This is a genomic window from Pseudoalteromonas sp. CO325X, from assembly GCF_004208955.1.
In the GTDB taxonomy this organism is placed as follows: Bacteria; Pseudomonadota; Gammaproteobacteria; order Enterobacterales; family Alteromonadaceae; genus Pseudoalteromonas; species Pseudoalteromonas ruthenica.
On record NZ_SGPG01000026.1, the window covers coordinates 88,260 to 114,248 of the forward strand.

Sequence of the window (25,989 nt, forward strand, 5' to 3'; positions counted from 1 at the left end):
TGAGCGAAGAGATTGGTAGTATATCTTGATTGAATAGTGAATAAAATTTTTTCATCGATAATTTATAAGTCTATTATAATTATAAAAAAAGGTTTCACGTTGCTCTTATGTTAAATCGACTTCTTAAAAAGTCTGTGCCTGCTATGGTCGGTATAGATATTGGCTCGCACTCTGTAAAAGCGGTGTTATTAACACAGCATGAGCAGGGTTATCGCCTTGATGCTGTTGCTATAGAGCCCATGCCTAAAGGGGCTATGGCCGAGCGTAACATTCAAGACATTGAGGCGATTGGACGAGTTATTGCAAAACTTAGACGGCGCATTCCAAAGTCTGTTAGCCATGCCATTGTTGCAGTTTCCGGTCAAACAGTGATCACTAAGATGATCTACATGGATGTGTCTCTGAGTGACTCTGAACTAGAGTCACAAATCGAAATTGAGGCTGACAGCTTAATTCCTTATCCACTTGATGAAGTCAGTATCGACTTTGAAAAGTTGGAAATAAATGAAGCTGATCCATCCAAGGTTAATGTTTTACTCTCTGCTGCGCGCACCGAAAGTGTTGAAGCTCGTTCCGGCGCCGTTGAGGCCGGTGGCTTTGATACTAAGGTGGTTGATGTTGAAACGTACGCGTTATCACGTAGCTTGGATGTGAGCTATGCTGCACTGCCAGAAGATGCGAAAGACAAAGTTGTGGCGCTTGTGGATATCGGCGCGGTGATGACGCTAGTGAGTGTGGTGCAAAAGGGTGAAACCATCTACACCCGGGACCAAGTCTTCGGTGGCGAGCAGTACACTAACACTATTGTCTCCTACTACAATAAAAACTTTGACGAAGCTGAGCGCGCCAAGTGCACCAGCGATTTGCCGCCAAACTACACGTTTGAGGTACTTGCGCCGTTCCAGACCTCATTGCTACAGCAAGTGCGTCGAGCCGTGCAAATGTTCCTTACGACCAGCGGGAAAGACCAAGTGGATTACATTGTTCTCTCTGGTGGAACGGCAATGATCGAAGGGTTAGATAGACTATTAATCGACGAGTTAGGGATCCACACTGTTGTCGTTGACCCATTTGCGAGCATGGAGATTGGTTCCAAAGTGGATCAAGAGCTAATGCAAAAGCATAAGGCACAGTTCGCTGTTGCTGCGGGTCTTGCATTGAGGAGTTTCTCAGCATGCCACATATAAATTTATTGCCCTGGCGTGAGGCCGCGCGTAAAGAAGCACAACAACGTTTTGTAACTATTTTAGTTGTTGTCTTAGTTGCCGCTTTTGCGTCAATGTTTGCTTTAAGTTCATTTTACAGCGCACTCAAAGATGGGCAGAACGTTCGTAACAACTTCCTGAGCCGGGAAATTCAGATCTTAGATAGGCGCATCGCAGAAATTCGTGAGCTAGATAAGAAGAAAGAAAGCTTGCAACAGCGCATGCGTCTAATTGAAGAGCTGCAAAGTAACCGAAATCTCGGTACCCAAATAATGGATGAAGTAGCGAAAATTGTACCTTCAGGTGTTTACTTCACAACCTTAGAGCGTCGCGGCGATGCGATTCAAGTAACGGGTAAAAGTGAGTCAAACAACCGTTTATCGACTATGATCCGTCAGGTAGAGAGTTCATACCTGCTTGAAAATGCCTCATTGCAAGGCATTGTAGCCGGTGAAGAGCAGTCACGATTACTTAGCGATTTCAATATGCAATTCAATGTGAAGTCTTTCGATGAAATTGGCGAGGCACAAGAATGAGTATAGATCTTAAATCCCTCAACGATATCGATTGGAATGAGCTGGAACTTGATAATATCGGGGATTGGCCGGTAGCCGTAAAAGCAATTGTTTGTGTGATTGCTGCAGCATTGGTGTTGTTTTTCAGCTATAAACTATTGGTTGCTGACGAAATAACCTCTTACGAGCAAGCTCAGAAAAAAGAGTCTGAGTTACGCAGCACTTACCGTACCAAGTACGCCGTGGCAAGTAGATTAGAAATCTACAAGCAACAAATGCAGGAAATGGAAGAAAAGTTCTCGCAGTTGTTGAAGAAGCTACCAACGTCGAACGAAACCCCAGGGTTACTTGATGACCTTTCTTATGTAGGGACAACAAGTGGCTTGACCTTCGTAAAAATCGGTTGGCTTCCCGAGATTAAGAAAGAGTTCTACACCGAGCTTCCGATCAAAATCGAAGTAGAGGGAAGTTATCACGAGTTTGGCGAGTTTGTTGGCAAAGTGGCTCAACTACCTCGTATTATCAGCTTGCACGACTTTGAAATTGAAGCGACGGGTGATGACCAGCTGGTATTCAGTGTGGTTGCTAAAACTTATCGCTATGAGGGGGCAGAATAATGAAAAAACTCCTCACAATTACCACCGTGGCGGTGTTATTGAGTGGTTGTTTTGATGATACAACCGAACAGCGCGAATTTATTAACCGGGTAAAAGCCAGCACTCAACCTAATGTTGAGCCTATCCCCGAAGTCGCGCAGTTTGAACACTTTGCTTATGATGCTTCGAGCTTGCGTAGCCCATTTGTGGCACCCCGCCCGGAAGTTATTCAAGATAAATTGATACAAGTGCAAAACTGTTTGCACCCCGATCCACAGCGTAAAAAGGAACCGCTGGAGCGTTATCCGTTGGATAACTTATCAATGAAGGGAACTTTAGGCTCAGGTGAGCAAACGTGGGCGTTAGTGAAAGCGTCGGATGCAACATTGCACCGTGTATCACGGGGCAACTATGTTGGCTTGTATCACGGTAAAGTGACACAAGTACGCAGTAACTATATAGAATTATTAGAGTTAATCCCTGATGGAGCAGGATGTTGGAAAGAACGCCTGACCAAGCTAGAGATGTTGGAGGCAGGCGATGATTCCAGTTCATAAAAATCAAGGTAAAAGCACAATGCAAAAACACGGATTCAATATGAATCGTATTTACTCTTTGGTACTCGCTTTTGCGACCCTATTTATGTCGAGTTTTGCGACCGCAGTGCCGCTGTTGTACGACGTTCGCTATAACCCTTTGCTGGAAGGTGAAACTGAGATCGAGTTCGTTTTTGACGAAGAGATCTACATCGAACCGCAGATTCAGGTATTCAGTGAGCCAGCGCGAATTGAACTGTTTTTTGACGAAGCCGATTATGAACAGAGCCTTGAAGAGGTCTTAATCAATAAAGCGGGTGTTGAAAAAGTCACCAGTGAGTTCGTAAACGACGGCTTTAAAGTGACGGTGTATCTTGATCACTTAAAGATTTATCAAACCCGTATCGATAAAAACCTGTTCTACTTGCACGTTTCTGACAACCCTACGCAAGATGCTGCACAAACAATTGCAGAAGAAGATGAAGGCACAAGCTACATCAACCGTATCCAAGCGTTAGATTTTCGTCGTGGCGAAAAAGGCGAAGCTCGGGTGCTGGTATTCTTGCAAGAGAATATGGCGGCTATCGACGTAAGAGAGCAAGCGGGTAAGATTGTTGTTGAATTCCATAATACGGACATTATCGATGATCTGTTGTATCAACTCGATGTTATGGACTTTGGTACTGTTGTGAGCATGATTGAAACCTTCAAAGATGGTTCCAACAGTCGTATCGTTATCGATACCACAGATGCCTTTGATTACAACTATCAGCAGCTAGACAACATCTTTACTATCACTGTTGAAAAAGATGAGTCGAAGCGTAGCTTCTTGGGTAATGGTAAAGAATACCAAGGCCGCCCAATGTCTTTGAACTTCCAAGACATCTCAATTCGAGCAGTATTGCAAATCATCGCTGACTATAACGGCTTTAACCTCGTTGTTAGTGACTCAGTAGCAGGTAACATTACTCTTCGTTTAGATGGTGTACCTTGGGACCAAGCGTTAGACATTGTGCTGCGAGTTAAAGGCTTAGATAAGCGTATGGATGGTTCCATTTTAATGGTTGCACCGACCGAAGAGCTCGCTGCGCGAGAAGCAAAAGAGCTTAAGGCCAAACAGCAAGTTGAAGACTTAGAGCCGCTTTACAGTGAGTATATTCAGCTTAACTATGCCAAGGCGCAGACCTTTGCAGACCTACTGAAAACCGATGTAAACAGCATTATTTCTCAGCGTGGTAGTGTGTCTGTTGATGAACGTACCAACACTCTGCTTATCAAAGATACGGCGAAAAGTATTGAAAACGTGCGTCGTATGATAGAAAACCTCGATGTGCCAGTTAAGCAGGTTGTGATTGAGTCGCGCATGGTCACCGTTCGTGACAATGTTCAAGAAGACTTAGGTATCCGTTGGGGTTTCAGTGACCAGCAAGACAGTGACGGTATTTCTGGTAATCTTGATGGTGCCAATGCTATTGCTAACGGTCAGCGCCCAAGTATTGGCGACCGTTTAAATGTTAACTTGCCTATCGCTAACCCTGCGGGAAGCATTGGTATGCATGTAGCGAAGTTAGCAGATGGTACCTTGATCGACCTCGAGCTTACAGCGCTAGAGCAAGAGAACAAAGGTGAAATCATTGCTAGCCCGCGAATCACAACGGCTAACCAGAAAAAGGCACGAATTGAACAAGGTACGGAAATTCCTTATGTTCAGGCCGCCTCAAGTGGTGCCACTACCGTAACCTTCAAAAAAGCGGTGTTGAGCTTAGAAGTGACGCCTCATATCACCCCAGATAACAAAGTGATTCTCGATCTTGCGATTACCCAGGATACCCGAGGCGACACCGTAGACACGCCTACTGGCCCTGCGACAGCAATCGATACACAACGTATTGAGACGCAGGTATTAGTAGAAAATGGTCAAACAGTGGTGCTTGGTGGTATTTACCAGCAGCAAATTATTAACTCTGCCAGTAAAGTACCGTTGTTGGGTGACATTCCTTACCTAGGTTACTTATTCCGCTCAACCAGTGAGCGTAATGAGAAAAAGGAGCTACTTATCTTTGTTACTCCGAAGATCATGGTAGAAGACTCGATTTAAGCACGAGTTAGATAGCAAAAAGCCACTTCGTTTGAAGTGGCTTTTTTGTGTGCGCTGATAACGAAAATGCGAGTTAAGTAACCCGATAATGGGCGCTCTCGTTTTTACATGTATTCGAATACCTTAACCACGCGCTCCACGCCTGAAATATTGCGGGCGATATTGACCGCTTTGTTTGCTTCCACGTCTGCTACCAGCCCCATTAAAAAGACCTCACCATTTTCCGTGACGACTTTAATATTGTTACCACTGACATCCTCAGCTGCCAACAACTGGGTTTTTATCTTTGATGTTAGCCAGGTATCGTGGCTTTGTGTGGTGATGCTGGTAGGGGAGCCAATACGTAATTGGTTATGAAGCTTTCGCGTGCCATCGATGCGCTCTGCTGCGCGTTGTACAGTGGTTTTATACTGTTCACTCGGCACTTGCCCTAGCAGTAATACAATACCGTTATAGCTGACGACAGACACGTTGGCGTTGGCATTTTCGCCTAACGCCTCTTTAATCGCCATGGTGGTTTTTATTTCAATATTATTGTCATCTATCTGACTGCCTATAGTGCGGCGATCGTTAGCTGCTGTGACTGCGCCAGCGGTGCCGGCGACTACGGCTGCGGCGCAGCCTTGCAAAAGCACAGTACCAACTAAAATAGCTATAAGGTTCTTATTCATTAGCTTTCTTCCTGTGGGAATAAGGTCATATCAACAAGTTCTGTCAAACAGTGTATGTTGACTACATGAGATTCCAAAATACGGCTTGGACGCTTAGCTGGTACGCGAATCTCGACGTCACTTGCACTGAGCAGTCCCGCCAGCTCGCCGCCATCATCGCCGACTAACACGATAACGGTCATGTCTTTAGTCAAAGCGGCTTCTACGGCGCTGACGACATTCTTTTCATTGCCATTAATAGCAATGGCAAGTAATAAATCCCCTTGCTCGCCGAGCGCTTTAATCTGCCTAGCAAAGATATCGCGGCTGGGTTGTGATGAGCCAGCCGGGCTTAAATTCAGTGCGTGTGATGACAGTGATACCGCAGGTAAACACGGGCGCTCGGTCTCAAAATGGTTCACCAACAGAGCGGCAAAATGGTCGCTGAGCATATGGCAACTTGCAGCGCCACAACATAATAATTTGCGGCCGTTAATCAATGTCTGTGCAATACTCAACGAAGCGGTTTCAAGCACGCTAGGTAAAACTTCCCCTGCGGCAATTTGCGCCTGAATGCTTTCGGTAAAAAGTGCTTTAACTTGTTCCTGCATTTATAATACGTTCTTTATCCAGTGAAACTCTGGCTCTTTCTCACCTTGTATTGCGACAAAATCAGCACGCAATACGCAGCCTGCTAAGCCCTTTTGTTGCACATAGTGTGCAATGGTTCTTTGTAGTCGCTGTTGCTTGGTGTGGCTAAGCGCATGCAGAGCCCCGCCATAACTACTGTGGCGACGAAACTTTACCTCAACAAATACCCACACCTGACCTTCTTTCATTATCAGGTCCAGTTCGCCATAGCGACAATGGTAATTGCGCGCCACCGGCGTCAGCCCTTGCTGAGTTAGGTATTTCTGTGCCAGCAACTCAAAGTGCTGGCCTTTTTCTCGGCTATTGCGCCACGCTTTCGGGAGCCATGACATTACTCGATTCCTCAAATTGCTTCTTCATGAAAAGCGGTGTGGGATCGAGGTGCTCAAGACTCACTTTGTTAATGCTTCTTGACTGATAGCGTGCCCACGCTAAATGGCGAACAATTTCGCCGTTACTTATTACACTTAGCTCTCCAGTAAGACCGGTTTGACTTTTTCCTGGCAGCATACTGAGCTGTCGCAATTGCGGGATCAGTGAAATCGCATCATAGCCCATGGCAAATAGACGCTGCTCAATGTCGGCAACGTCAGGCCAGAGGCTATCAAAGCGTTCTCTGAGCTGCCGAGTATTCAGATTAGCTAACCCCTTTGTCGGTAGCATCCACGGTAACTCAGTGAAGTATAAGCCATTTAAATCACGTTTATCGGTGCTATCAATACGCGTGCTGTGGCTTTTGGAGCTTGCATACAGGGGAATGCGCTCAACGAAGGTGCTCACGTTAACATCAAGATAGGGTTTTAATAGCCGAGTTTGCGTGGCATTAGCGAGTAGATAAACCACATCTATGTCGCGACGAGAACGGGTTTCACTCTTTACGTTGCGCTTAAAAATGCCCTCGATGGCGTCTATGCGTGCTTCGCTATCGTCGACTTCAAGTAACTCAGTGATGACTTTTTCCATTTCTTTATTGTCATCGAATAACCCCACAAGTGGTGGTTGCTCATTATAACGTTGCCACTGACTGCTAAAGTGCTCACTCAATCTTTGTCCTGAGCGCTCATTTGGGGCCAAGATCAGCGGCTTTTCAAAGCCTTTAGCCATAAAGTGTGCTAAGGCCTGATCTAATTCGTGCTCCGGGGCTAGAGCAAAATAATAATGCTGTAAAGACTGGCGTTCGATGTCGCTGCGGTTCAGGTATATGCTGGGTATTCCCTCTAGCAGGTTGTGCTGTTCAAAGCGGTTAATGTTGCTTTTCAGTAATGGCCCCACGGCGAAATCGATTTGCTTGTCATTGAGCTGCTGCGTTAGTTGCTGATTTTCTAAATTTGCATCAATGAAATAAATGTCTTCGAATTGATAGTTATCCAGGGCCGCTAATACTCCTGACTTCACGGCTTCACCCAAGCCCTTATTAGCGCCACTTAAAGGTAAAATAACGGCTAATTTAGTAGCGTTATAGGGCTCAACTTTCATCAGCTCAGCCACTTTTTCGTCTAGGGCAAAGCTCGCGGGGTGTCCTGGATAGCGGCGTTGCCAGTTATTAGAAGCTTGGTGTAATTCAACCGGAGAACCCAAATAAAGTTGTTTTATTTTAGCAAGTTGCACCCAGCCTTTAGCGATAGCTGAGCCGGAGTCATACTTTGTTAGCTGTTGTGGGCTCAAAGATTGTAAAGACCGCCACAAAATAGGGTTTAACTGTGACGCTTCTATTTGATAGCGGTTTGCGGTTTCTGAAGCACGCAATAAAAATGGTGCGCTTTGTTGTGGCATTTGCATTCGCATGTAGGCGGTGCCTTGCACTAACTGATGCCAGTAGAAGTGCTCTGGCGTTTGTAATTGCGATTGCACTGAGCGTGAGGTTTGCAAAGCACGTTGTGGTTCGCCCATTTGCGCTTGCGCGTAAGACTTTAATAACACCGCTTGAATTTGTTGCTCAGGGTGACTGCGTAACAGGGTATCGCTGGCTTGCAATAATAGCGACCAGTTTTGCTCATTAATAGCCTGGTTTTGAGTGCGGTTAAGTAACTGTACGCGAGTGGCGCCTTCGCTATTTTGAGCTTGTTGGTATAACTGCTGTGCACTGAGTGTCTGAATCGGCTCAGGCTCACTCACGTTAGTTGTAAGATTTTCACTTTCTTGTGGCTTTTGTGTTGTGCTGCAGGCCGATAAGCCTGACAATAACAGCATAAAAGCAATCGATTTGAGTCGCACAGTCTTTGTATTCCAATTGGCCTTAGTGTGATTCGCTTATCTTACTGACTGATGCAGGAGAGCTCAATGTCCAATGCGGATATTTCAACCGACCCCCAAGACCAAGGTACCTTATTTATTGTTGCCACACCCATTGGTAACTTGGATGACATCAGCCAGCGTGCTATCAAAACCCTAAGTGACGTCGACTTAATCGCTGCTGAAGACACGCGCCACACTGCCAAGCTGCTGTCGCACCTGGGACTCAGTAAGCGTACCTTTGCCTTGCATGATCATAACGAAAAACAAAAGGCACAGCAGGTACTCACTTGGCTACAGCAAGGACAAAACGTAGCGCTGGTGAGCGACGCCGGAACACCTCTGATAAGCGATCCTGGTTATGCCTTAGTGAGTTTATGCCGTGAACAAGGGGCTCAAGTAACGCCAATTCCCGGCCCATGTGCAGCTATTGCGGCGCTGAGTTGCTCCGGATTACCCACAGACCAATTCCAATTTATTGGTTTTGCACCAGCAAAATCCAAGGCCAGACAAAGCTTTTTCAGTGACGCTTATAACTCAGGCATGACCAGCATTATTTACGAAAGTACGCACCGTATTATGGCGAGCTTAGAGGATTTAAGTGTCGCGCTAGGAGAGCAAGCTCAAGTCGTGCTTGCTAAAGAGTTAACGAAAAGCTTCGAGACCTTTTTCAGTGGTACGGTCACTGAGTTACAGCAGTTTTTACAGCAGGACCCTGCGCGACAAAAGGGTGAAATCGTGTTGATGCTGCCAGGGAAATCGAATAAGGCCAGTGCCGTAAGTGAAGAGGCACTGCGTTTGATTGCCTTGCTGGAAGAGCACATGCCACTGAAGCAAGCTTGCGGCGTGGCTGCTGACTATCTCGGACAAAAGAAAAATGCACTGTATAAGGCCGTGATAGCGCAAAAGCAATAAAGTGCTGGGCAAATCACTTGGCATGCGTATAATGGCGCCCCTGAGTCAGCCGGATAATCGCTGCCTGTGACGAAAATGATCAGGGGGAGGAAAGTCCGGGCTCCACAGGGCAGGGTGCCAGCTAACGGCTGGGGGGCGTGAGCCTACGACAAGTGCAGCAGAGAGAAAACCGCCTAAGTCCTTCGGGACCGGTAAGGGTGAAAGGGTGCGGTAAGAGCGCACCGGGCCACTGGTAACAGTTGGTTGCAAGGTAAACTCCACCCGGAGCAAGACCAAATAGGGTTCCTTATGATGTGGCCCACATCGGAACCGGGTAGGTTGCTTGAGCCATAGAGCAATTTATGGCCTAGACGAATGATTATCGATCTCCCTTGGGAGAGAACAGAACCCGGCTTATAGGCTGACTCAAACAATTCCATGCCCGCTTGAATCATCAAGCGGTTTTTGGAACCTTTCCTTAGTAATAGTTAACTCTTTCAGCCATGTTGGCGAACAGAGGTACACCTTGCGGCGCGCAGGGTTTCTTTATTAACAACTAACTGATAGTACTTTACCTGAAGCTGCCGATTGCATCAGAACTTGATGGTTTGCCCATACACAGGTATCTCAGCCTCTATCCCATGATCGCAACGCAATTTTTCTTTAAGTGTGGCTAAGGCATCGGGCTCACCATGCACTAATGCGAGTTGCAATGGCTGCTGAAAATGCCCAATCCAATCACTCAATTCCTGCTGCCCTGCATGCGCGGAAAACCCACCTAAGGTTTCAACATTGGCTTTGACGGCGAATTGTTCACCGAACATCCTGATATGTTGCGCCCCTTCAACCAGCCTACGCCCCAAGGTGCCTTGAGCCTGATAGCCGACAAAAATAAGGGTGTTGCGACTGTCCCAGATACGGTGCTTAAAGTGGTGAGTGATGCGCCCACCCGTGCACATACCGCTGCCAGCGATGATCAGTGCGCCATTAGTGATCTTGTTGATTGACATCGACTCTTCTGGTGACACCATAAGGTGCAGCGTGCTGAGAAAGCGCTTGAGTAAGGTTTGTTCGCCGGTACATAGCGCTTTCACGCCCTCACAATCCAAGGTTGGCAGCCATTGGTCATAAACCTGGGTGACCTCTATGGCCATCGGACTGTCTAAAAATATGTGCCAATCGTCAAGCTCCCCGGCGAGCTGTAACTTACCCAAATAAAGTAATAGTTCTTGTGCTCGTCCTACGGCAAAGGCTGGGATCATGACATTACCGCCTTTAGTGTATGCGCGGTGCAAAATATCTTTAAACTGAGCTAAGGTATCGCCTTGAGAGCGGTGTTCACGGTCGCCATAGGTCCCTTCCATGAGCACTAAGTCGGCCCGCGTCAAGCATGTGGGATCCTTCATCAACAAGGTATCTTTATTGCCTAGATCTCCAGAAAAAACTAAGGTCTTTTGACGGCTATGCTCATCAAATTTCAATTCTACAATCGCTGAGCCGAGTATGTGGCCTGCGTCGTAGAAACACACAGAGGCGTTGTCGGCTAATTTTCTCTGCTGTTGATAGGCAGTGGGTTTTAATAGAGCGAGCACATGCAGGACATCGGTTTTCGTGTATTGTGGCGTCAATTCACACTGACCTTTTCGTTTGAGCTTACGATTCTCGCGCATTAAATCGTTTTCATACAGGCTAAGCGCATCAAACAACATAATTGGCAGCAACTGTGCCGTTGCCTCAGTGCAATAGATATCACCATTAAAACCATCATGAACCAATAATGGCAAACGTCCACAATGATCTAAGTGGGCATGAGATAAAATAACTGCATCCAGGGAGTAAGGGTTAAAAGGAAATTGCTCACGTACCGCCTCCGTTTTTGCCTTCATTCCTTGATGCAGGCCACAGTCTAGCAGTACCGCCCCCAGCGCTGGAGACGAAACCAAGTGACATGAGCCGGTCACTTCTTGTGCAGCACCGTAAAAGGTAATTTCAGCCATGCATATCCCCCTCACACCCATGCTAGCGACAACCCTGATTACTGTACTATCAGTGTAGTGAGTAAAACTGACGGGGGTAAGAATTAATTCAAACCTCGTCGTAAGCTAGCGATGATTGGTCAATCACTGTTGCAACAATTGAGCGTGGTCTTTCAATCAGTATGCTAAAAATTAGCATCCAGCACGCTAATATTTCCGGTTACTCTAATCATAAACGCACACTACACTGAACCTATGTCGTTTCATAACGCGAGTTATCAGCGTAAGTCTAAAGGTGCACCATGAATGTTATTAAAGTACTCAATGCCCAGCCTGCTGAAGATGGGGCGGGCGTTAAGATCCGCCGCGTACCAGGTTTCGACGGTCGTTATCTAGATCCCTTTTTAATGCTTGACGAGCTTAAATCAGACCATAGTGACGATTACATGGCAGGGTTTCCCGCGCATCCCCATCGCGGCATTGAAACGTTTACTTATCTTATTAAAGGTGGTTTTGAACATCGCGACCATCTTGGCAACCGTAAAGCTGTTCGCGCCGGTGATGTGCAATGGATGAGTACAGGTAAAGGAGTCATCCATAGTGAAATGCCCCTGGCTGATAGTGAAGGCCTGCACGGTTTTCAGATTTGGCTCAATATGGATGCCAAAGACAAAATGAATGCGCCACAATATCAGGACTCGGCGCAAAGTGGCTTGCCGCAAATAAGTAGCCAAGGAGTGTATTTAAAAGCCTTGGCAGGTGCTTGGACTCTTAACGCTGAACAAGTGCAGTCACCTCTGAGCAACCTAGCTTGCAACGGCGCGATTGCTGATATCAACATCGATTCTGAAGCGCAACTAAAGATGCCGGCGATGGGCTGTGAGCGGGTGCTAGCCTATATACACACCGGTTCAATTACTGCTGCAGGACAAAGGTATCAGGCGGGACAGTTGCTGGTGCTTGATGGCGACAGTGCCATCATTGCGACCACGGATCAACCTAGTGGTTTACTACTGCTGCGGGGCGAACCGTTGCACCAACCGATCGCACACATGGGTCCATTCGTTATGAATACACAAGCCCAGTTACAGGATGCTATCCGCGATTATCAAAACGGGCAATTCGGACAATTATCACAATAGGAGGCTACCTTTATGGGTTTACTCGTGAATGGAAAGTGGCAAGACAAGTGGTACGACACTGATAGTAGCAAAGGTGAATTTCAGCGAGAAAGTGCGCAGTTACGTAACTGGGTCACCGCTGATGGCAGTGCTGGACCAAGTGGCCGGGAAGGGTTTAAAGCGCAGAAAGGGCGTTATCATTTATACGTAAGTTTAGCCTGTCCATGGGCGCATCGAACGCTTATTTTCCGCACCTTAAAAGGCCTTGAAGACTATATTGATGTGTCGGTAGTAAGCCCAGATATGCTGTCGCAAGGATGGACTTTCGATCAAGCTAAGGGCAGCTCGGGTGATTCATTATTCGGTTACCACTATATGCATCAGTTGTACACGCGCAATAATCCTACATACAGTGGCCGTGTCACTGTTCCTGTGCTGTGGGATAAGCAACAAAACTGTATCGTGAGTAATGAATCAGCGGAAATTATCCGGATGTTTAATGAGGCCTTCAACCATCTGACTGGCAACACACTGGACTTTTATCCTGAGCACTTACGCAAGGATATCGACGCGATTAACGAGCTGGTTTACCACGGTATCAATAACGGCGTCTATCGAACGGGGTTTGCCACTACACAGCAAGCCTACGAACAAGCTTTTGATACGCTATTTAGCGCTCTGGAAAAAGTAGAAAGAAGACTGGCAGGTCAGCGTTACCTGGTGGGCAGCGAGCTCACTGAAGCAGATTGGCGGTTATTCACGACCTTGATACGATTCGATGCCGTTTACTTTGGCCACTTTAAGTGTAATAAGCGCACCATAGAGAGCTATGATAATTTAGCGAATTATTTGCGTGACTTATACCAAGTTAAGGGCGTGGCTGAAACACTCAATATGGCGCACATTAAACGTCATTATTACTTTAGTCACACCATGATTAATCCGACTCAAGTAGTGCCTAAAGGGCCTGATTTAGATTTTAGTCGTCCGCACAACCGTCGCTTTATGGGCTAAATTAAAAGCTGAGCCAGTCGCAGCCATTTTAAAGAAGGGCGGCTAGTTAGCAGCTCTGTAAGACTGCCAGCAGAAAATGCCGTAGCCACACCTTTGGGGTGGCTCATCAACTTACCACCTTGATAATGTAGCTGCTGTTTGTCCAAAGCGATAAGCTGCTTACGAATCTGCCCTTGCTCGGCCAGTAAATCAGCATATTCAGTCTGTTTTTTCAGGATCAGACGGGTCAGCATCGGTTTGCTCCTGTGAAGATGAAGGTTTCTTGCTTACTGCAATGGTGCGTTCAAAGCTCACTTGCGCCAAGGCAAGCTTCATTTGCCGGATTAGCCACCACAGCAGAAGTAATTGCGCCGCTAATGAGCCACAGATACTCAGAGCCATCGATTGTGTTAACCAGTACAGCACCGTGGCGGCGGCGCCAACAACAGTTAACCAAATTACCAATGCGGTCATAGCAATGGCGACAATCAAACCCAAAGTTAATAACAGCGCTTTGGCACTGATTTTTGCTTCAGTGGCAGCGAGCTCAAAGATGCACTGTATTTGTTCACCCCAGCGCTGCGCGTAATCTTGAAATAATTGAGCAACCCGCGTCAAAGACGCAGATTGCTCATCATGCTGCTCGTTCTCAGCAGCCGAGTCATGATGCTCTTCAGCCATGATTATTTACGGCGAATAAGAGCGGTAACGGCCATGCCTGCCGCGAATGCCAGTCCCGCACACAGCAATGGATTTTCTTGCGCAAAGCGGCGACTGCGACTCACAGAGCTTTTCAAACTCGCTTCTAACGCTTCGCGCTTCTCGTGTAGAGTCTCGGCAGACTCACTAGCATGTTTGCGCACATAGTCTTCTGCCGTGGCCGCTTTCTGAGCCACTTGGTCTACCGCAGCGTGGGCGGCTTTAGAGGCGCTTTCAGTAGTTGGAGCTGTGGGTGTGTGAGCTGAATTGCTTTGCGTTTGTTCAGCAGTCTTAGTATTAGCATTTGCCATGGTGTATCTCCTTTATCTGACAGTTCACAGTTTTTAACGCAACTCTCATTCCAAGTATTAGAAGTCAACAAAATCAGTAGCTTAAAAACATACGCAGATAAAATTGAGAGGGTAAGACTAAATACTTACGCACTCAGGCAGTAAAATTTACACAGTGAAGATCACGGTATCACGTGGAATGAATAAAAAATGAACATTTATTCCCTAGGTAAAAGTATGATCCACATTTTCCCACCGAATTCATAGACTTCCTTAAAACCCGCATATTATCTAGCTTTGCAAGAGGTTGTTGGATTTTTCATTGCTTGACAAAAAGGCTTGTCAAGCCCTAGACTGTAGTTCAGTGGGAAAATGTGGGTTTTAGTGGATCAATGTGGATCTGCACTATTACCGAAAACCAAAACAGCAACACTTGGACGGCATTTTATTTATGTTTCGCGGCGCCAGCACACTCAGCCTTGATGACAAGGGCCGATTTGCGATACCAACAAAGTATCGGAATCAGCTGCTTGCGGATAATGGCGGCGAAATTATCTGCACTATCAATTTAAGTGATCCCTGTTTATTGCTGTATCCCCTGAGTGAATGGCAAGTCATCGAACAACGCTTAGCGAGTTTGTCGAACATTAAGCCCAGAGCGAAACGTATGCAGCGCTTGCTACTAGGGAACGCGATGGATTACCAAGTTGATAAAAATGGCCGTGTGCTATTAGCTCCTCATCTACGCGACTATGCGCAACTAGGTAAGAAAATCGTACTCGTGGGGCAACTGAATAAGTTTGAAATTTGGGATGAGGCGCGTTGGCAGCAGCAAATGCAAGACGACATTGCTATCGAACTAGGACAAGAATTTGAACAGGATGAAGATCTCGCTGATTTTTCATTCTAACTCTAAAAGGCGCGAACACACGCATGAGCGAAGACTTTCAACATATATCCGTGTTAATGACGGAGACAATAGAGGCTCTGGCCATTAAACCTGATGGTATTTATATCGACGGGACTTTTGGCCGTGGTGGGCACTCTGGCGAAATACTCGCTCGTCTTGGTGAGCAGGGGCGCTTGCAAGCCATCGATCAAGACCCGAGCGCTATCGCTGCGGCACAACGCTTTGCTGACGACCCACGTTTTAATATTGCCCATAGTCGTTTCTCTCGTCTTGATGAAGTCGCCGAAGCACAGGGACTTATCGGCAAGGTCGATGGTATTTTGCTCGATATTGGCGTGTCCTCACCTCAGCTAGATGATGCTGGACGTGGCTTTAGCTTCATGAAAGACGGACCCTTAGATATGCGTATGGACCCCTCTCAAGGGCGAAGTGCTGCGCAGTGGCTGGCAGAAGCAGAGTTAGAGGACATGGTCTTCGTGTTTAAAAAGTACGGTGAGGAAAAGTTTGCTCGGCGTATTGCAACCAAAATAATCGAGACTCGCGCCCACACTGACATTAATTCAACCGCGCAATTAGCCAAGCTGATTGATGAAGCGGTGCCTGTTAAAGACAAACATAAGCACCCAGCAACGCGCACATTCCAAGCTATTCGCATTTATATCAATAGTGAATTAGAGGAAATTCAGACGGCATTACAAGCAGCTCTGAAAGTATTGAAACCGGGTGGGCGATTAGTGGTGATTTCTTTCCACTCCTTAGAGGATCGCATTGTAAAACAGTTTATTAAAAAGCAGAGCAAGGGAGAGGCAATGCCTAGAGGTCTGCCGTTAACCGATGAGCAATTAAAACAACAGTTAACGCTTAAGGCAGTAGGCAAAGCCATTAAGCCGAGCGAGGAAGAAATCGCTCGCAACAGCCGTGCGCGCAGCTCCGTCCTTCGTGTAGCTGAGAGATTGGGATGAGCCAACAACAACTAAATCGCCATCCAAATCTCTTGTTAGAGATCTTGCGGGGACTATTTGACAATAAGATCACATTGGGGCTGCTTTTTCTTATTCTTATCAGTGCCTTGGCTATAGTACAAGTCACTCATTTGTCGCGAGCAAAATTGATCGCTCAAGACCGCTTATTACAAGAGCGGGACGAATTAGATTTGAACTGGCGTTACTTATTAGTTGAGGAAGAGTTTTATTCTCAACATGCCCGCATCGAGCAAATAGCGAAAGAGCAGTTGGATATGAAGCGCCCCACCAGTGAAGACGAGGAAGTGGTAATAGTCCCATGAGAGCTGCAAAGCGTAAAAACAATGGTAACAACCTTATCACCTGGCGGTTTATGCTGGTCTGCGGTGCTGTGCTTATGGTGTTTGTCACCTTAGTTGCACGTGCCGCTTATTTGCAAGTGATAGAGCCGGATAAAGCGCGTAGCGAGAACGCCAAACGCACCGTGCGAGTAGAGAAGCTTCAAGTACAACGCGGTATGATTTTTGACCGTCAAGGCAAAGAGTTGGCGGTCAGCGTACCTGTTGTGAGTGTTTACGCCGACCCTAAGGCGATTGATAAGTACTTGCGCAAGAAGGTAGTGAGCCATACCAAAAAGCAGGGCCAAGACCCGCAAGATGTCTTGGACAGACCCGCCCACTTAAAAGATTTAAAACAAGCCTTCTATAAACAAGATATGCGCTGGCGTGAACTGGCTGATGTATTGCGTTTAGGACGTGCCCATGTCGATAAGCGCCTTACCGGTGATAAAGACCGCCGTTTCGTTTATTTAAAGCGCCAAGTAACCCCTGCGGTTGCCAATTATATTGATGAACTCAACCTGCCAGGCGTGCATCTGCTAGACGAGTCTAAACGTTATTATCCAGCGGGAGAGATCACCGCTCATGTATTGGGATTTACCAATATTGATGGTCATGGCATCGAGGGCATTGAGAAACTCTATGATGAAGCACTCACGGGCACTGAAGGACGACGCACTATTCGTAAGGATGCGCGTGGCCGCGAAGTGGCGGTGCTTGACGAACGTCAGCGCGTGGAGCCAGAAAATATCGAGCTATCCATCGACCAACGTATTCAAGTTATCGCATATAAGGCGCTGAAATCGGCCGTGCTCACCTACAAAGCAACATCAGGTTCGGCCATGGTGGTGGATGTAAAAACCGGCGAAATTTTAGCCATGGTTAACAGCCCCTCGTTCAACCCCAATAATTTAGAAGATGCAGCGCCACATAAGCGCCGCAACCGCGCTATTACCGATTTATTTGAGCCGGGTTCAACCATTAAACCTTTGTCAGTGTTAGCTGGTTTAGATTATGGAAATATCCAGGCGAACGACACCATAGACACTTACCCAGGGTGGATGCGTGTGGGTGGCAGTCTAGTGCAAGATACCCATAACCGGGGTGAGATGTCACTGCGAGAAATACTCAAAGTATCAAGCAATATGGGGGTGGCGAAGATCACCCAAGATCTCCCTAAAGACTATTTTGTCGGTTTATTTGAGCGTGTTGGTTTTGGCAGTGATACCGGCACTGGCATGGTGGGTGAAAGCCGCGGCTTATTCTACCCTAATCGCCGTTGGTCAGATTTCGAAATCGCGACCTTATCTTTTGGTTATGCGATTTCCGTTAGTACCGCGCAGCTCGCGCGCTTTTATGCCACCTTGGGTTCGGGCGGTATTTCTCGACCACTGACGATTTTAAAACAACCACAACCTTTGCAAGGTGAACGCGTCTTTAAAGAAAAAGACGTGAATGCGGTAGTTGAGATGATGGAAAGCGTCTTTGAAAAAGGCGGCACGGCCTCGAAAGTGAAAGTGGATGGTTATCGTGTAGCGGCTAAAACAGGAACTTCTAAAAAAGCGGTTGCGGGTGGCTATGGCGATGAATACGTGGGGTATTTTGCCGGCCTTGGCCCGGTCAGTGATCCGCGATTAGCGGTTGTGGTGATGGTTAATGAACCCGGCGGCGATGTTTATTATGGCGGTGCTACAGCCGGCCCTGTATTTGCTGAGATCATGTCTAATGCGCTGCGTATTTTGAATGTAGCACCTGATTTAGAGCCCGTCGCTAACCTTGCAGAAGAAGGAGGTGGAGATGCGTAATCTTCGCGAAGTACTCGCACCTTGGGGCATAGATACCGACATTGAGTTGGTCAATGAGTTACAGCTCGATAGCCGCCGCGTCAATCGCGGCGATGTCTTTGTCGCTATTAAAGGCCATCAACTGGATGGCGGACAATTTGCTAAACAAGCCATTGCCGCAGGAGCGAATGCGGTTATTGCCGACAGCCGCTGTCAACTTAACAGTGATGATGAGCGCATTATTGTCGTGGATGAGCTTAGCCTGCGTCTTTCGCAGTTGGCGGCGCAATTTTACGGCGAGCCAAGTAATGCCTTTGATCTGGTTGGCGTAACTGGCACCAATGGAAAATCGTCTACCACCTCATTTATTGCTACTTTAGCGCAGTACTGTGAGCGCAGCAGTGCCATAATCGGCACGTTGGGTTGGGGCGATGCCCAGCAGATGAATGCGCTGAGCAACACTACGCCGAGCAGTGTTGAGCTGCAACAGATTTTTGCCAAGTTAAAACAACAACAAAAACAGTTAGTGGCAATGGAAGTCTCTTCGCATGGCCTTATTCAAGGCCGTGTTGCTAATAGCCATTTTCGCGCCGCTGTATTTACCAACTTGTCTCGCGATCACTTAGATTACCACGGCGATATGCAGAGTTATGCTGATGCCAAGCTGATCCTCATGCGTGATTGTAATGCGAAAATGGTGGTGCTTAACCAAGACGATGCGGTTGCTCAGGGATGGCTAGAAAAATATCCATTTGATGACTTGGTTGTATACGGCCGTAAAACCTTACCCCCTGAGCTCGGTCGCTATGTGTATTTTAGCGATGTTCAGTTTTTACCTAGCGGTTTACGCGCGCAGATCAGCAGTAGTTGGGGAGAAGGGCAAATAGAGCTGCCGCTGTTTGGTGAGTTTAATCTTTATAATGTGTGCGCCGCACTGGCAACATTGCTTGGCCTAGGTTACCCGCTGTCTGCGTTACTAACCGGCTGTAAAACTTTGACGCCTATCGCTGGGCGTATGCAAGCGTATAGTGCACCACAACAGCCCACCTGTGTGGTGGATTATGCCCATACCCCCGATGCTTTAGAGCTCGCATTGCAAGCCTTGCGTCAACACGCACCTGGTAAAGTGACCTGTGTGTTCGGGTGTGGCGGTGACCGCGATAAAGGTAAGCGGCCATTAATGGCCAAGGCGGCACAAAAGTACGCTGACCGTGTTGTGGTGACCAGCGATAATCCACGCAGCGAAGACCCACACACCATACTCGATGATATTAAAAGCGGTTTCAGTGCCAATATTGAAGCTCATTATGAAGTGGACAGAGCAAAGGCAATCGCCTTGGCGATTACACAAGCGGGCAGTGAGGACATTGTGCTCATCGCCGGCAAAGGCCATGAAGACTATCAAATCATTGGCGAGCAGACACTCGCATTTTGCGACCGCACTGTGGTGCAGCAGTTATTGCATCAACAAGGAGGTAAATAATGATTGCCATGGATTTAAACTGGCTTAGCGACACCTTAGGGTGTGCCTACCAGGGCGAGAATTGTGCTGTCGAAAATATTAATACCGATACGCGTAGCTTATGTGCAGGGGAAGTGTTTTTAGCACTTAAAGGGCCGAATTTTGACGGCCATCAGTTTATTGATGTGGCTGAGCAACAAGGGGCCGTTGCGCTCATTGTTGAACACCCAGTAGATAGTTCCTTGCCGCAACTGATTGTGGCTGATACACGATTGGCTTTAGGGCAAATCGGTGCTGCGGTAAAAGCCCAAGTAGCCCCTAAAACTATCGCTATCACAGGGAGCGTGGGTAAAACCACAGTGAAAGAAATGTGTGCGGCAATATTGGCACAAAAAGGGGAAGTGCTGGCGACAAAAGGCAACTTTAACAACGATATTGGTGTGCCATTAACCTTAATGCGTCTAGCGCCAAAACATCAGTACGCCGTTATTGAGTTGGGCGCGAATCACCTCGGCGAAATTGCCTACACCACATCATTAACTAAACCCGATGTGGCTGTAGTATGTAATGTTGCTGAGGCACACCTTGAGGGCTTTGGCTCGTTACAAGGAGTGGCCACCGCGAAAGGCGAAATCTTTTCTGGTCTCGGCGAGCATGGTGTAGCAGTCATTAATGCTGATAGCGAATTTAAACAGCAGTGGCTAGACGATTTGGGCTCACGCAAAGTGAAGCAGTTTTCCATGAGTCAGCAACTGGATGTATGGGCAGAAGATATTCATCTTGATGCATTGGCCCGGGCGTCGTTTACGCTGTGTAACAACAAAGAGAAAGTCGCTGTTGAGCTTGCTATTCCCGGTAAACATAATGTCACCAATGTCTTGATTGCTGCAGCATTAACGACCAGTGTCGGCTGCTCCTTACAAGAGGTTGCCAGTGGTCTTAAGACCATGCATCAAGCCCATGGCCGCGTTAATCTGATTGAGGTATCAAGTCAGCTCACAGTCATTGATGATAGTTACAATGCCAACGTCAAATCGGTGCAAGCCGCGATTGACCTACTCGCTGACGTTCAAGGCCATCGTGTACTGGCTTTGGGTGATATGAATGAGCTCGGTGAAGATGCCCGTGATTATCATCAACAAGTGGGTGAGTATGCAAAACAACGCGGTATTGAAGCCGTTTATTCTCTGGGCGTATTGAGCCGTTACGCCAGTGATGTCTATGAACAAGCCGAACGCCACTTTTCTGGGCGTGATCAACTCCTTGAGCAAATGCTTAAAGACTTACGACAGACACAACAAAAAACAACGGTAGTCGTGAAAGGATCGCGCAGTTCACGCATGGAGCTTTTAGTGGAAGATTTAGTGGCGCATGGCAAGCAGTTAGCCAGCGAGGGAGAGAAGTAATGTTAGTGTGGCTGGCTGAATACCTGACCCAATTTTATAGTGGATTTAATGTCTTTTCATATTTGACGTTGCGAGCCATTTTAGGAATTTTAACAGCGTTGTTGATGTCGTTGTACTTTGGGCCGAAATTGATCGTGGCGCTCCAGCGTATGCAAATCGGTCAAACCGTGCGTGATGACGGTCCACAATCTCATCTAAGTAAATCCGGCACACCCACCATGGGTGGACTACTCATTCTGGGCGCTATTTTTACCAGCACTTTGCTGTGGGCCGACTTAAGCAATAAATACGTGTGGGCAACGTTGTTTGTAATTGGCTCGTTGGGGATTGTTGGGTTTATTGATGATTACCGTAAAGTGATTCGCAAAGACCCTAAAGGATTAATAGCTAAGTGGAAGTATTTTTGGCAATCAGTTATTGCCTTAGTCGTCGCGTTTGCGCTCTATGTCAGCTCTCAGCAAGCTGCGGAAACGGCGCTGATAGTGCCGTTTTTCAAAGAAGTGATGCCTCAGCTAGGGTTGTTCTACATTGTCATGACCTACTTCGTTTTAGTCGGTACATCTAATGCGGTCAACCTCACCGACGGCCTTGATGGGTTAGCCATCGTACCGACTATTTTGGTCGCCTCAGCGTTGGCAATCATCGCTTATGTTACCGGTCATGCGAACTTTTCCAGCTACCTGCATATCCCTCATTTACCGCTGACCAGTGAGCTGGTGGTGGTGTGCACCGCCATTGTCGGCGCTGGGTTAGGCTTTTTATGGTTCAACACCTATCCAGCTCAAGTCTTTATGGGCGATGTAGGTTCCTTGGCGTTAGGCGGAGCACTGGGCATTATTGCCGTGTTGGTACGCCAAGAGTTGGTATTGGTGATTATGGGCGGGGTCTTTGTGATGGAGGCGTTGTCAGTGATCTTACAGGTGGGGTCCTACAAGCTGCGCGGTGAGCGAATTTTCCGTATGGCCCCCATTCATCATCATTATGAATTAAAAGGTTGGCCAGAACCGCGCGTCATCGTGCGCTTTTGGATAATTTCCATTGTATTAGTTTTGGCCGGTTTGGCGACATTGAAGATTAGGTAATGAGCTATTTAGACACGCTTAAAAATAAACGTATCGCGGTGCTTGGACTGGGTATATCTGGTCTGGGCACGGTGCGTTTTCTGCATGCTCATAATCTTCACCCAGTGCTTATTGATTCCCGTCAACAGGTACCAACACAATTGTGGCTCGACTCTCACGTGCCGCACTTAGAACGTCGCTTTGGCGATTTTGATAAAGCCGAACTGACGCAGTTTGATGTCATTATTATCGCCCCAGGCATAGCACTTAGCACACCACAAGTGCGCCAAGCAATTGCCGAAGGTGTTGAAGTGATCGGCGATGTCGAGCTCTTTGCTCGTCTTAATAACAAACCTGTGCTTGCAGTGACAGGTTCAAATGGTAAGTCCACGGTGGTTTCACTGTTAGCTAAAGTACTGGAGTGCGGCGGCTTACAGGTGGGCTTAGGTGGCAACATTGGCACCGCAGTACTTGATTTGCTCGCGCAAGATATGGATGCGTATGTGTTAGAGCTGTCGAGCTTTCAGTTAGAGACAACAACCAGCTTAGCCGCGAAGTCAGCGTGCATCTTAAACCTGTGTGAAGATCATCTTGACCGCTACACAGGCATGGCTGATTACATCTGCGCCAAGCAGCGTATTTATCAAGATTGTCAGCTAGCTGTGTACAATCGTGGTGACGCAGATACCTACCCAGAGCATGCATCACAACAGCTGAGTTTTGCGTTGCATGATGCCGACTACCATATCATGCAACATCAGGGCGAGCGCTATTTCGCATACCGTAACTCGCCTTTATTGCCTTGTAGTAAAACGGTGTTACCGGGCAGCCATAATCAACTCAATGTGCTTGCAGTGATGGCGTTGTGTCATGATTTTCACTTTGATATTGGTGTGTTTGAACGTGCATTTTCAGAATTCAAAGGCTTAGACCACCGCTGTCAGTACGTTACTACCTTAAATGATGTGCGCTATTTCAACGACTCAAAAGCCACCAATGTCGGAGCTACATTGGCAGCAATTAAGGGGTTAGCCGCTGAGCCCGGGCGATTGATTTTACTTGCTGGTGGTGATGCCAAAGGCGCGGATCTGATGCCACTGAAAGAAATCTTGGCCGAACAAGTCGCTGAACTCATCTGTTTCGGGAAAGACGGTGACGCCATTGCCGCGCTTAAACCAGGCAGTCATCGCGTTAATGGCATGAGTGAAGCGGTGCAAAAGGCAAAAGCCTGCGCGCAGGCTGGCGATATTGTGCTGCTTGCACCGGCTTGCGCCAGTTTAGATATGTACAGCAATTACATGGCCCGGGGTAATGACTTTATTCAGCAGGTGTTGGAGGGGTCATCATGAGCTGGGAAAAGATCAAAGACTTATTCCATCTAAAACCTTCAGGGCAACTTTATGATGTGCCACTTATCTACGCGTTGCTGTGTCTTATTGGCGTAGGCTTTGTAATGGTGACCAGTGCCTCGATGCCGGAAGCGGAGCGCCTGTACGATAACCCTTACCATATCATGATCCGCCAAGCTGTGTTTGTGGCCTTAGGCTTTGTGCTATTTATTGTCGCCATCAGCGTAAAAATGCAATGGTGGAAAGTAGCCAATCCTTATTTGCTGCTATTAGGTTTAGGTTTATTAGTACTGGTATTAATTGTTGGCAATGAAATCAATGGCTCGAAGCGATGGATCCCCATGGGGCCGATTAATATCCAAGCTTCTGAAGTCGCGAAGCTATTCTTTTTTAGCTACTTAGCTGGCTACCTCGTGCGTAAACGCGACGAAGTACAGGAGAACTTAAAAGGCTTTGTTAAACCCATTAGTGTGTTCATTGTCTACGCCGGATTGATTTTGTTGCAGCCGGATTTAGGCACCGTGGTGGTGATGTTTGTCACCACGGTCGGGTTACTTTTCCTTGCCGGCGCGAAACTATGGCAGTTTTTCGCGCTTATGCTCTCTGGCATAGGTTTAGTCATCGCTCTTATTGTTTTTGAGCCATACCGCTGGGCTCGTGTGGTGGGTTTCTTGGAGCCGTGGGAAGATCCCTTTGGCAAAGGTTATCAACTGGTTCAGTCGTTGATGGCCTATGGGCAAGGTGGATGGCTAGGCCAAGGGCTCGGCAACAGCGTGCAAAAACTGCAATACATGCCACACGCTCACAATGATTTTATATTCGCCGTGGTCGCGGAAGAGTTAGGCTTTATAGGTGTATTAACCATTCTCGTACTGCTGGGAACCTTGGTATTTCGAGCGCTGCTTATCGGCCAGCGCGCTCTCAAAGCGAATAAGGAATATGAGGGTTATTTAGCTTTAGGAATTGGTATTTGGTTTGCTTTTCAAAGCATGGTGAACGTCGGTGCCAGCGCCGGAATTTTGCCAACCAAAGGCCTTACCTTACCCTTTATCTCGTACGGGGGGTCTAGTTTTTTAGTGATGGCCATTGCGGCGGGCGTGTTATTGCGAGTGGATTTTGAAACGAAAATGGCCACTAAGCAAGCAACACCGCGTGGTAATCGCCGAAGTGTCAGTGGCTCAACTTCAGCAGTTCAGGGGGCAGCATGAGTAAACGTATGGTAGTGGCTGCAGGTGGAACTGGTGGACATATCTTTCCGGGCATTGCCGTAGCCCAATACTTAATAGCGCGCGATTGGCAGGTATCTTGGGTCGGAACCGACGACCGTATGGAAGCCGAAGTAGTCCCTAAACACGACATTGAGATTGATTTTATCGATGTTCAAGGCGTACGCGGGAACGGCTTAATGCGACTGTTCAAAGCGCCACTGATGATTCTGAAAGCGTTTTTTAAAGCGCGTCATATTCTCAAGCAGCGTCGTCCTAATGTGGTGCTGACTATGGGCGGCTATGTCACTGGCCCCGTTGGTTTGGCGGCAAAAAGTTTAGGCATCCCTTTAATTATCCACGAGCAAAATGCGGTCGCTGGCATGAGCAATAAACTGCTCGCTAAAATTGCCACGCAAACGCTTGGGGCCTTCCCAGGGGCTTTAGCCAATGATGATTTTAAAGTGCTGGGCAATCCGGTGCGCCAATCATTGATGCATATTGAACCTAAGCAGGTTGGCTCACCGGTTAACATGTTAGTTGTAGGTGGCTCTTTGGGAGCGAAAGTGTTGAATGACGTGTTGCCTGGCGCTTTTGCTGAGCTGACCCAGCGTCATCCTCTCGCCGTGTGGCACCAAACCGGTAAGGCGCGCTCAGCGCATGTACAGCAGCAATATGATGAGCTAGGACTTGAAGCGAAAGTAACTGAATTTATTGATGATATGGACGCAGCACTGGCGTGGGCTGATGTCATTGTTTGTCGCGCTGGAGCGCTGACAGTCAGTGAAGTTGCAGCCGCTGGGCGGATGGCGCTATTTGTGCCGTTTCCACATGCTGTGGATGACCATCAAACCGCCAATGCAGAGTATTTGGTGCAAGGTGAAGCAGCATTATGTATGCAACAGAGCGACTTTAATCACAGCTCTGTGCAACAGCTGTTGATGCCATTTTTGCAGCAACCAGAATTAATGACCGAGATGGGTAAGCGCGCGAAAGCGCTCGCCAAGCTCGATGCAACCGCACAGGTTGCCAAACAATGTGAGCAGTATAGTTAAT

26 protein-coding genes and 1 other RNA gene are annotated in these 25,989 nt (G+C 47.4%); 19 read left to right on the forward strand and 8 right to left on the reverse strand.

Annotated elements, in window-relative coordinates:
• Positions 1-107 precede the first annotated feature (107 nt).
• Genes EXT46_RS14445 through EXT46_RS14465 form a run of 5 tightly spaced genes read left to right on the forward strand, consistent with a single transcriptional unit; the run spans position 108 to position 4,950 of the window.
• The gene (locus EXT46_RS14445; protein ID WP_022946666.1) at positions 108-1,187 is read left to right on the forward strand and encodes a pilus assembly protein PilM; all 1,080 of its coding nucleotides are present in this window, start codon (positions 108-110) and stop codon (positions 1,185-1,187) included.
• Positions 1,175-1,741: a PilN domain-containing protein gene (locus EXT46_RS14450; RefSeq protein ID WP_022946665.1), complete on the forward strand. Its 567-nt coding sequence runs from the start codon at positions 1,175-1,177 to the stop codon at positions 1,739-1,741. Before EXT46_RS14445 ends, EXT46_RS14450 begins: the two co-directional genes overlap by 13 nt.
• Positions 1,738-2,337, forward strand: coding sequence for a type 4a pilus biogenesis protein PilO (gene pilO, locus EXT46_RS14455; RefSeq protein ID WP_022946664.1), 600 nt, complete (start codon positions 1,738-1,740; stop codon positions 2,335-2,337). The genes EXT46_RS14450 and pilO overlap by 4 nt, the downstream gene beginning before the upstream one ends.
• The gene (locus EXT46_RS14460) at positions 2,337-2,873 is read left to right on the forward strand and encodes a pilus assembly protein PilP (protein WP_022946663.1); all 537 of its coding nucleotides are present in this window, start codon (positions 2,337-2,339) and stop codon (positions 2,871-2,873) included. The genes pilO and EXT46_RS14460 overlap by 1 nt, the downstream gene beginning before the upstream one ends.
• The gene (locus EXT46_RS14465) at positions 2,857-4,950 is read left to right on the forward strand and encodes a type IV pilus secretin PilQ family protein (protein ID WP_130148098.1); all 2,094 of its coding nucleotides are present in this window, start codon (positions 2,857-2,859) and stop codon (positions 4,948-4,950) included. The genes EXT46_RS14460 and EXT46_RS14465 overlap by 17 nt, the downstream gene beginning before the upstream one ends.
• Positions 4,951-5,054: 104 nt before the next feature.
• Here EXT46_RS14465 and dolP read toward each other — a convergent pair whose 3' ends face one another.
• The 4 genes from dolP to EXT46_RS14485 are packed head-to-tail and all read right to left on the reverse strand — an operon-like array spanning position 5,055 to position 8,441.
• Complete coding sequence (gene dolP, locus EXT46_RS14470; protein ID WP_130148100.1) at positions 5,055-5,621, reverse strand: division/outer membrane stress-associated lipid-binding lipoprotein; 567 nt, start codon at positions 5,619-5,621, stop codon at positions 5,055-5,057.
• Positions 5,621-6,211, reverse strand: a complete 591-nt coding sequence (locus EXT46_RS14475; protein WP_130148102.1) for an SIS domain-containing protein — start codon at positions 6,209-6,211, stop codon at positions 5,621-5,623. The genes dolP and EXT46_RS14475 overlap by 1 nt, the downstream gene beginning before the upstream one ends.
• Positions 6,212-6,583: a YraN family protein gene (locus EXT46_RS14480; RefSeq protein WP_022946090.1), complete on the reverse strand. Its 372-nt coding sequence runs from the start codon at positions 6,581-6,583 to the stop codon at positions 6,212-6,214.
• A complete protein-coding gene (locus EXT46_RS14485) occupies positions 6,552-8,441 on the reverse strand; it encodes a penicillin-binding protein activator (protein WP_022946089.1) in 1,890 nt (629 codons plus the stop codon). Before EXT46_RS14485 ends, EXT46_RS14480 begins: the two co-directional genes overlap by 32 nt.
• A 90-nt stretch (positions 8,442-8,531) precedes the next feature.
• On the opposite strand from EXT46_RS14485, the gene rsmI reads away from it, so the two are divergent.
• Together rsmI and rnpB are read left to right on the forward strand one after the other, a co-directional pair.
• Positions 8,532-9,398: a 16S rRNA (cytidine(1402)-2'-O)-methyltransferase gene (gene rsmI, locus EXT46_RS14490; protein WP_130148104.1), complete on the forward strand. Its 867-nt coding sequence runs from the start codon at positions 8,532-8,534 to the stop codon at positions 9,396-9,398.
• A gap of 41 nt (positions 9,399-9,439) precedes the next feature.
• Positions 9,440-9,810, forward strand: an RNA gene (gene rnpB, locus EXT46_RS14495) — RNase P RNA component class A.
• 160 nt (positions 9,811-9,970) lie between these two features.
• Here rnpB and EXT46_RS14500 read toward each other — a convergent pair.
• On the reverse strand, positions 9,971-11,374 hold the full coding sequence (locus EXT46_RS14500) for an MBL fold metallo-hydrolase (protein WP_130148107.1): 1,404 nt from the start codon (positions 11,372-11,374) through the stop codon (positions 9,971-9,973).
• A 281-nt stretch (positions 11,375-11,655) separates the two neighbouring features.
• On the opposite strand from EXT46_RS14500, the gene EXT46_RS14505 reads away from it, so the two are divergent.
• Together EXT46_RS14505 and EXT46_RS14510 are read left to right on the forward strand one after the other, a co-directional pair.
• Positions 11,656-12,495 (forward strand): pirin family protein, encoded by an 840-nt coding sequence (locus EXT46_RS14505; protein WP_130148109.1) that lies wholly within the window; start codon positions 11,656-11,658, stop codon positions 12,493-12,495.
• Positions 12,496-12,507: 12 nt separating this feature from the next.
• Positions 12,508-13,488, forward strand: a complete 981-nt coding sequence (locus EXT46_RS14510; RefSeq protein ID WP_130148111.1) for a glutathione S-transferase family protein — start codon at positions 12,508-12,510, stop codon at positions 13,486-13,488.
• Here the strand turns inward: EXT46_RS14510 and EXT46_RS14515 are convergent.
• From EXT46_RS14515 to EXT46_RS14525, 3 genes are read right to left on the reverse strand one after another with little or no spacing between them, the layout of a single operon-like run.
• Positions 13,485-13,721, reverse strand: coding sequence for a hypothetical protein (locus EXT46_RS14515; RefSeq protein WP_022946083.1), 237 nt, complete (start codon positions 13,719-13,721; stop codon positions 13,485-13,487). The two genes, EXT46_RS14510 and EXT46_RS14515, sit on opposite strands and share 4 nt — an antisense overlap.
• Positions 13,687-14,148 (reverse strand): hypothetical protein, encoded by a 462-nt coding sequence (locus tag EXT46_RS14520; protein WP_022946082.1) that lies wholly within the window; start codon positions 14,146-14,148, stop codon positions 13,687-13,689. The genes EXT46_RS14515 and EXT46_RS14520 overlap by 35 nt, the downstream gene beginning before the upstream one ends.
• A gap of 2 nt (positions 14,149-14,150) precedes the next feature.
• Positions 14,151-14,477: a hypothetical protein gene (locus EXT46_RS14525; RefSeq protein ID WP_022946081.1), complete on the reverse strand. Its 327-nt coding sequence runs from the start codon at positions 14,475-14,477 to the stop codon at positions 14,151-14,153.
• Positions 14,478-14,907: 430 nt separating this feature from the next.
• Between EXT46_RS14525 and mraZ the strand changes: the two genes are divergently transcribed.
• From mraZ to murG, 10 genes are read left to right on the forward strand one after another with little or no spacing between them, the layout of a single operon-like run.
• The gene (gene mraZ, locus EXT46_RS14530) at positions 14,908-15,366 is read left to right on the forward strand and encodes a division/cell wall cluster transcriptional repressor MraZ (protein WP_045980475.1); all 459 of its coding nucleotides are present in this window, start codon (positions 14,908-14,910) and stop codon (positions 15,364-15,366) included.
• A gap of 23 nt (positions 15,367-15,389) precedes the next feature.
• Positions 15,390-16,328, forward strand: a complete 939-nt coding sequence (gene rsmH, locus EXT46_RS14535; RefSeq protein ID WP_053910161.1) for a 16S rRNA (cytosine(1402)-N(4))-methyltransferase RsmH — start codon at positions 15,390-15,392, stop codon at positions 16,326-16,328.
• Complete coding sequence (gene ftsL, locus EXT46_RS14540; RefSeq protein WP_022946078.1) at positions 16,325-16,651, forward strand: cell division protein FtsL; 327 nt, start codon at positions 16,325-16,327, stop codon at positions 16,649-16,651. The genes rsmH and ftsL overlap by 4 nt, the downstream gene beginning before the upstream one ends.
• Positions 16,648-18,471 (forward strand): penicillin-binding transpeptidase domain-containing protein, encoded by a 1,824-nt coding sequence (locus EXT46_RS14545; RefSeq protein ID WP_240701146.1) that lies wholly within the window; start codon positions 16,648-16,650, stop codon positions 18,469-18,471. The genes ftsL and EXT46_RS14545 overlap by 4 nt, the downstream gene beginning before the upstream one ends.
• On the forward strand, positions 18,464-19,933 hold the full coding sequence (gene murE / locus EXT46_RS14550) for a UDP-N-acetylmuramoyl-L-alanyl-D-glutamate--2,6-diaminopimelate ligase (RefSeq protein ID WP_130148113.1): 1,470 nt from the start codon (positions 18,464-18,466) through the stop codon (positions 19,931-19,933). Before EXT46_RS14545 ends, murE begins: the two co-directional genes overlap by 8 nt.
• Positions 19,933-21,318, forward strand: coding sequence for a UDP-N-acetylmuramoyl-tripeptide--D-alanyl-D-alanine ligase (gene murF, locus EXT46_RS14555; protein ID WP_130148115.1), 1,386 nt, complete (start codon positions 19,933-19,935; stop codon positions 21,316-21,318). The genes murE and murF overlap by 1 nt, the downstream gene beginning before the upstream one ends.
• A complete protein-coding gene (gene mraY / locus EXT46_RS14560) occupies positions 21,318-22,400 on the forward strand; it encodes a phospho-N-acetylmuramoyl-pentapeptide-transferase (protein ID WP_130148117.1) in 1,083 nt (360 codons plus the stop codon). Before murF ends, mraY begins: the two co-directional genes overlap by 1 nt.
• The gene (gene murD, locus EXT46_RS14565) at positions 22,400-23,728 is read left to right on the forward strand and encodes a UDP-N-acetylmuramoyl-L-alanine--D-glutamate ligase (RefSeq protein WP_130148119.1); all 1,329 of its coding nucleotides are present in this window, start codon (positions 22,400-22,402) and stop codon (positions 23,726-23,728) included. Before mraY ends, murD begins: the two co-directional genes overlap by 1 nt.
• Positions 23,722-24,936: a cell division protein FtsW gene (ftsW, locus tag EXT46_RS14570; RefSeq protein ID WP_045980422.1), complete on the forward strand. Its 1,215-nt coding sequence runs from the start codon at positions 23,722-23,724 to the stop codon at positions 24,934-24,936. Before murD ends, ftsW begins: the two co-directional genes overlap by 7 nt.
• On the forward strand, positions 24,933-25,988 hold the full coding sequence (gene murG / locus EXT46_RS14575) for an undecaprenyldiphospho-muramoylpentapeptide beta-N-acetylglucosaminyltransferase (protein WP_053910156.1): 1,056 nt from the start codon (positions 24,933-24,935) through the stop codon (positions 25,986-25,988). The genes ftsW and murG overlap by 4 nt, the downstream gene beginning before the upstream one ends.
• Position 25,989 lies beyond the last annotated feature (1 nt).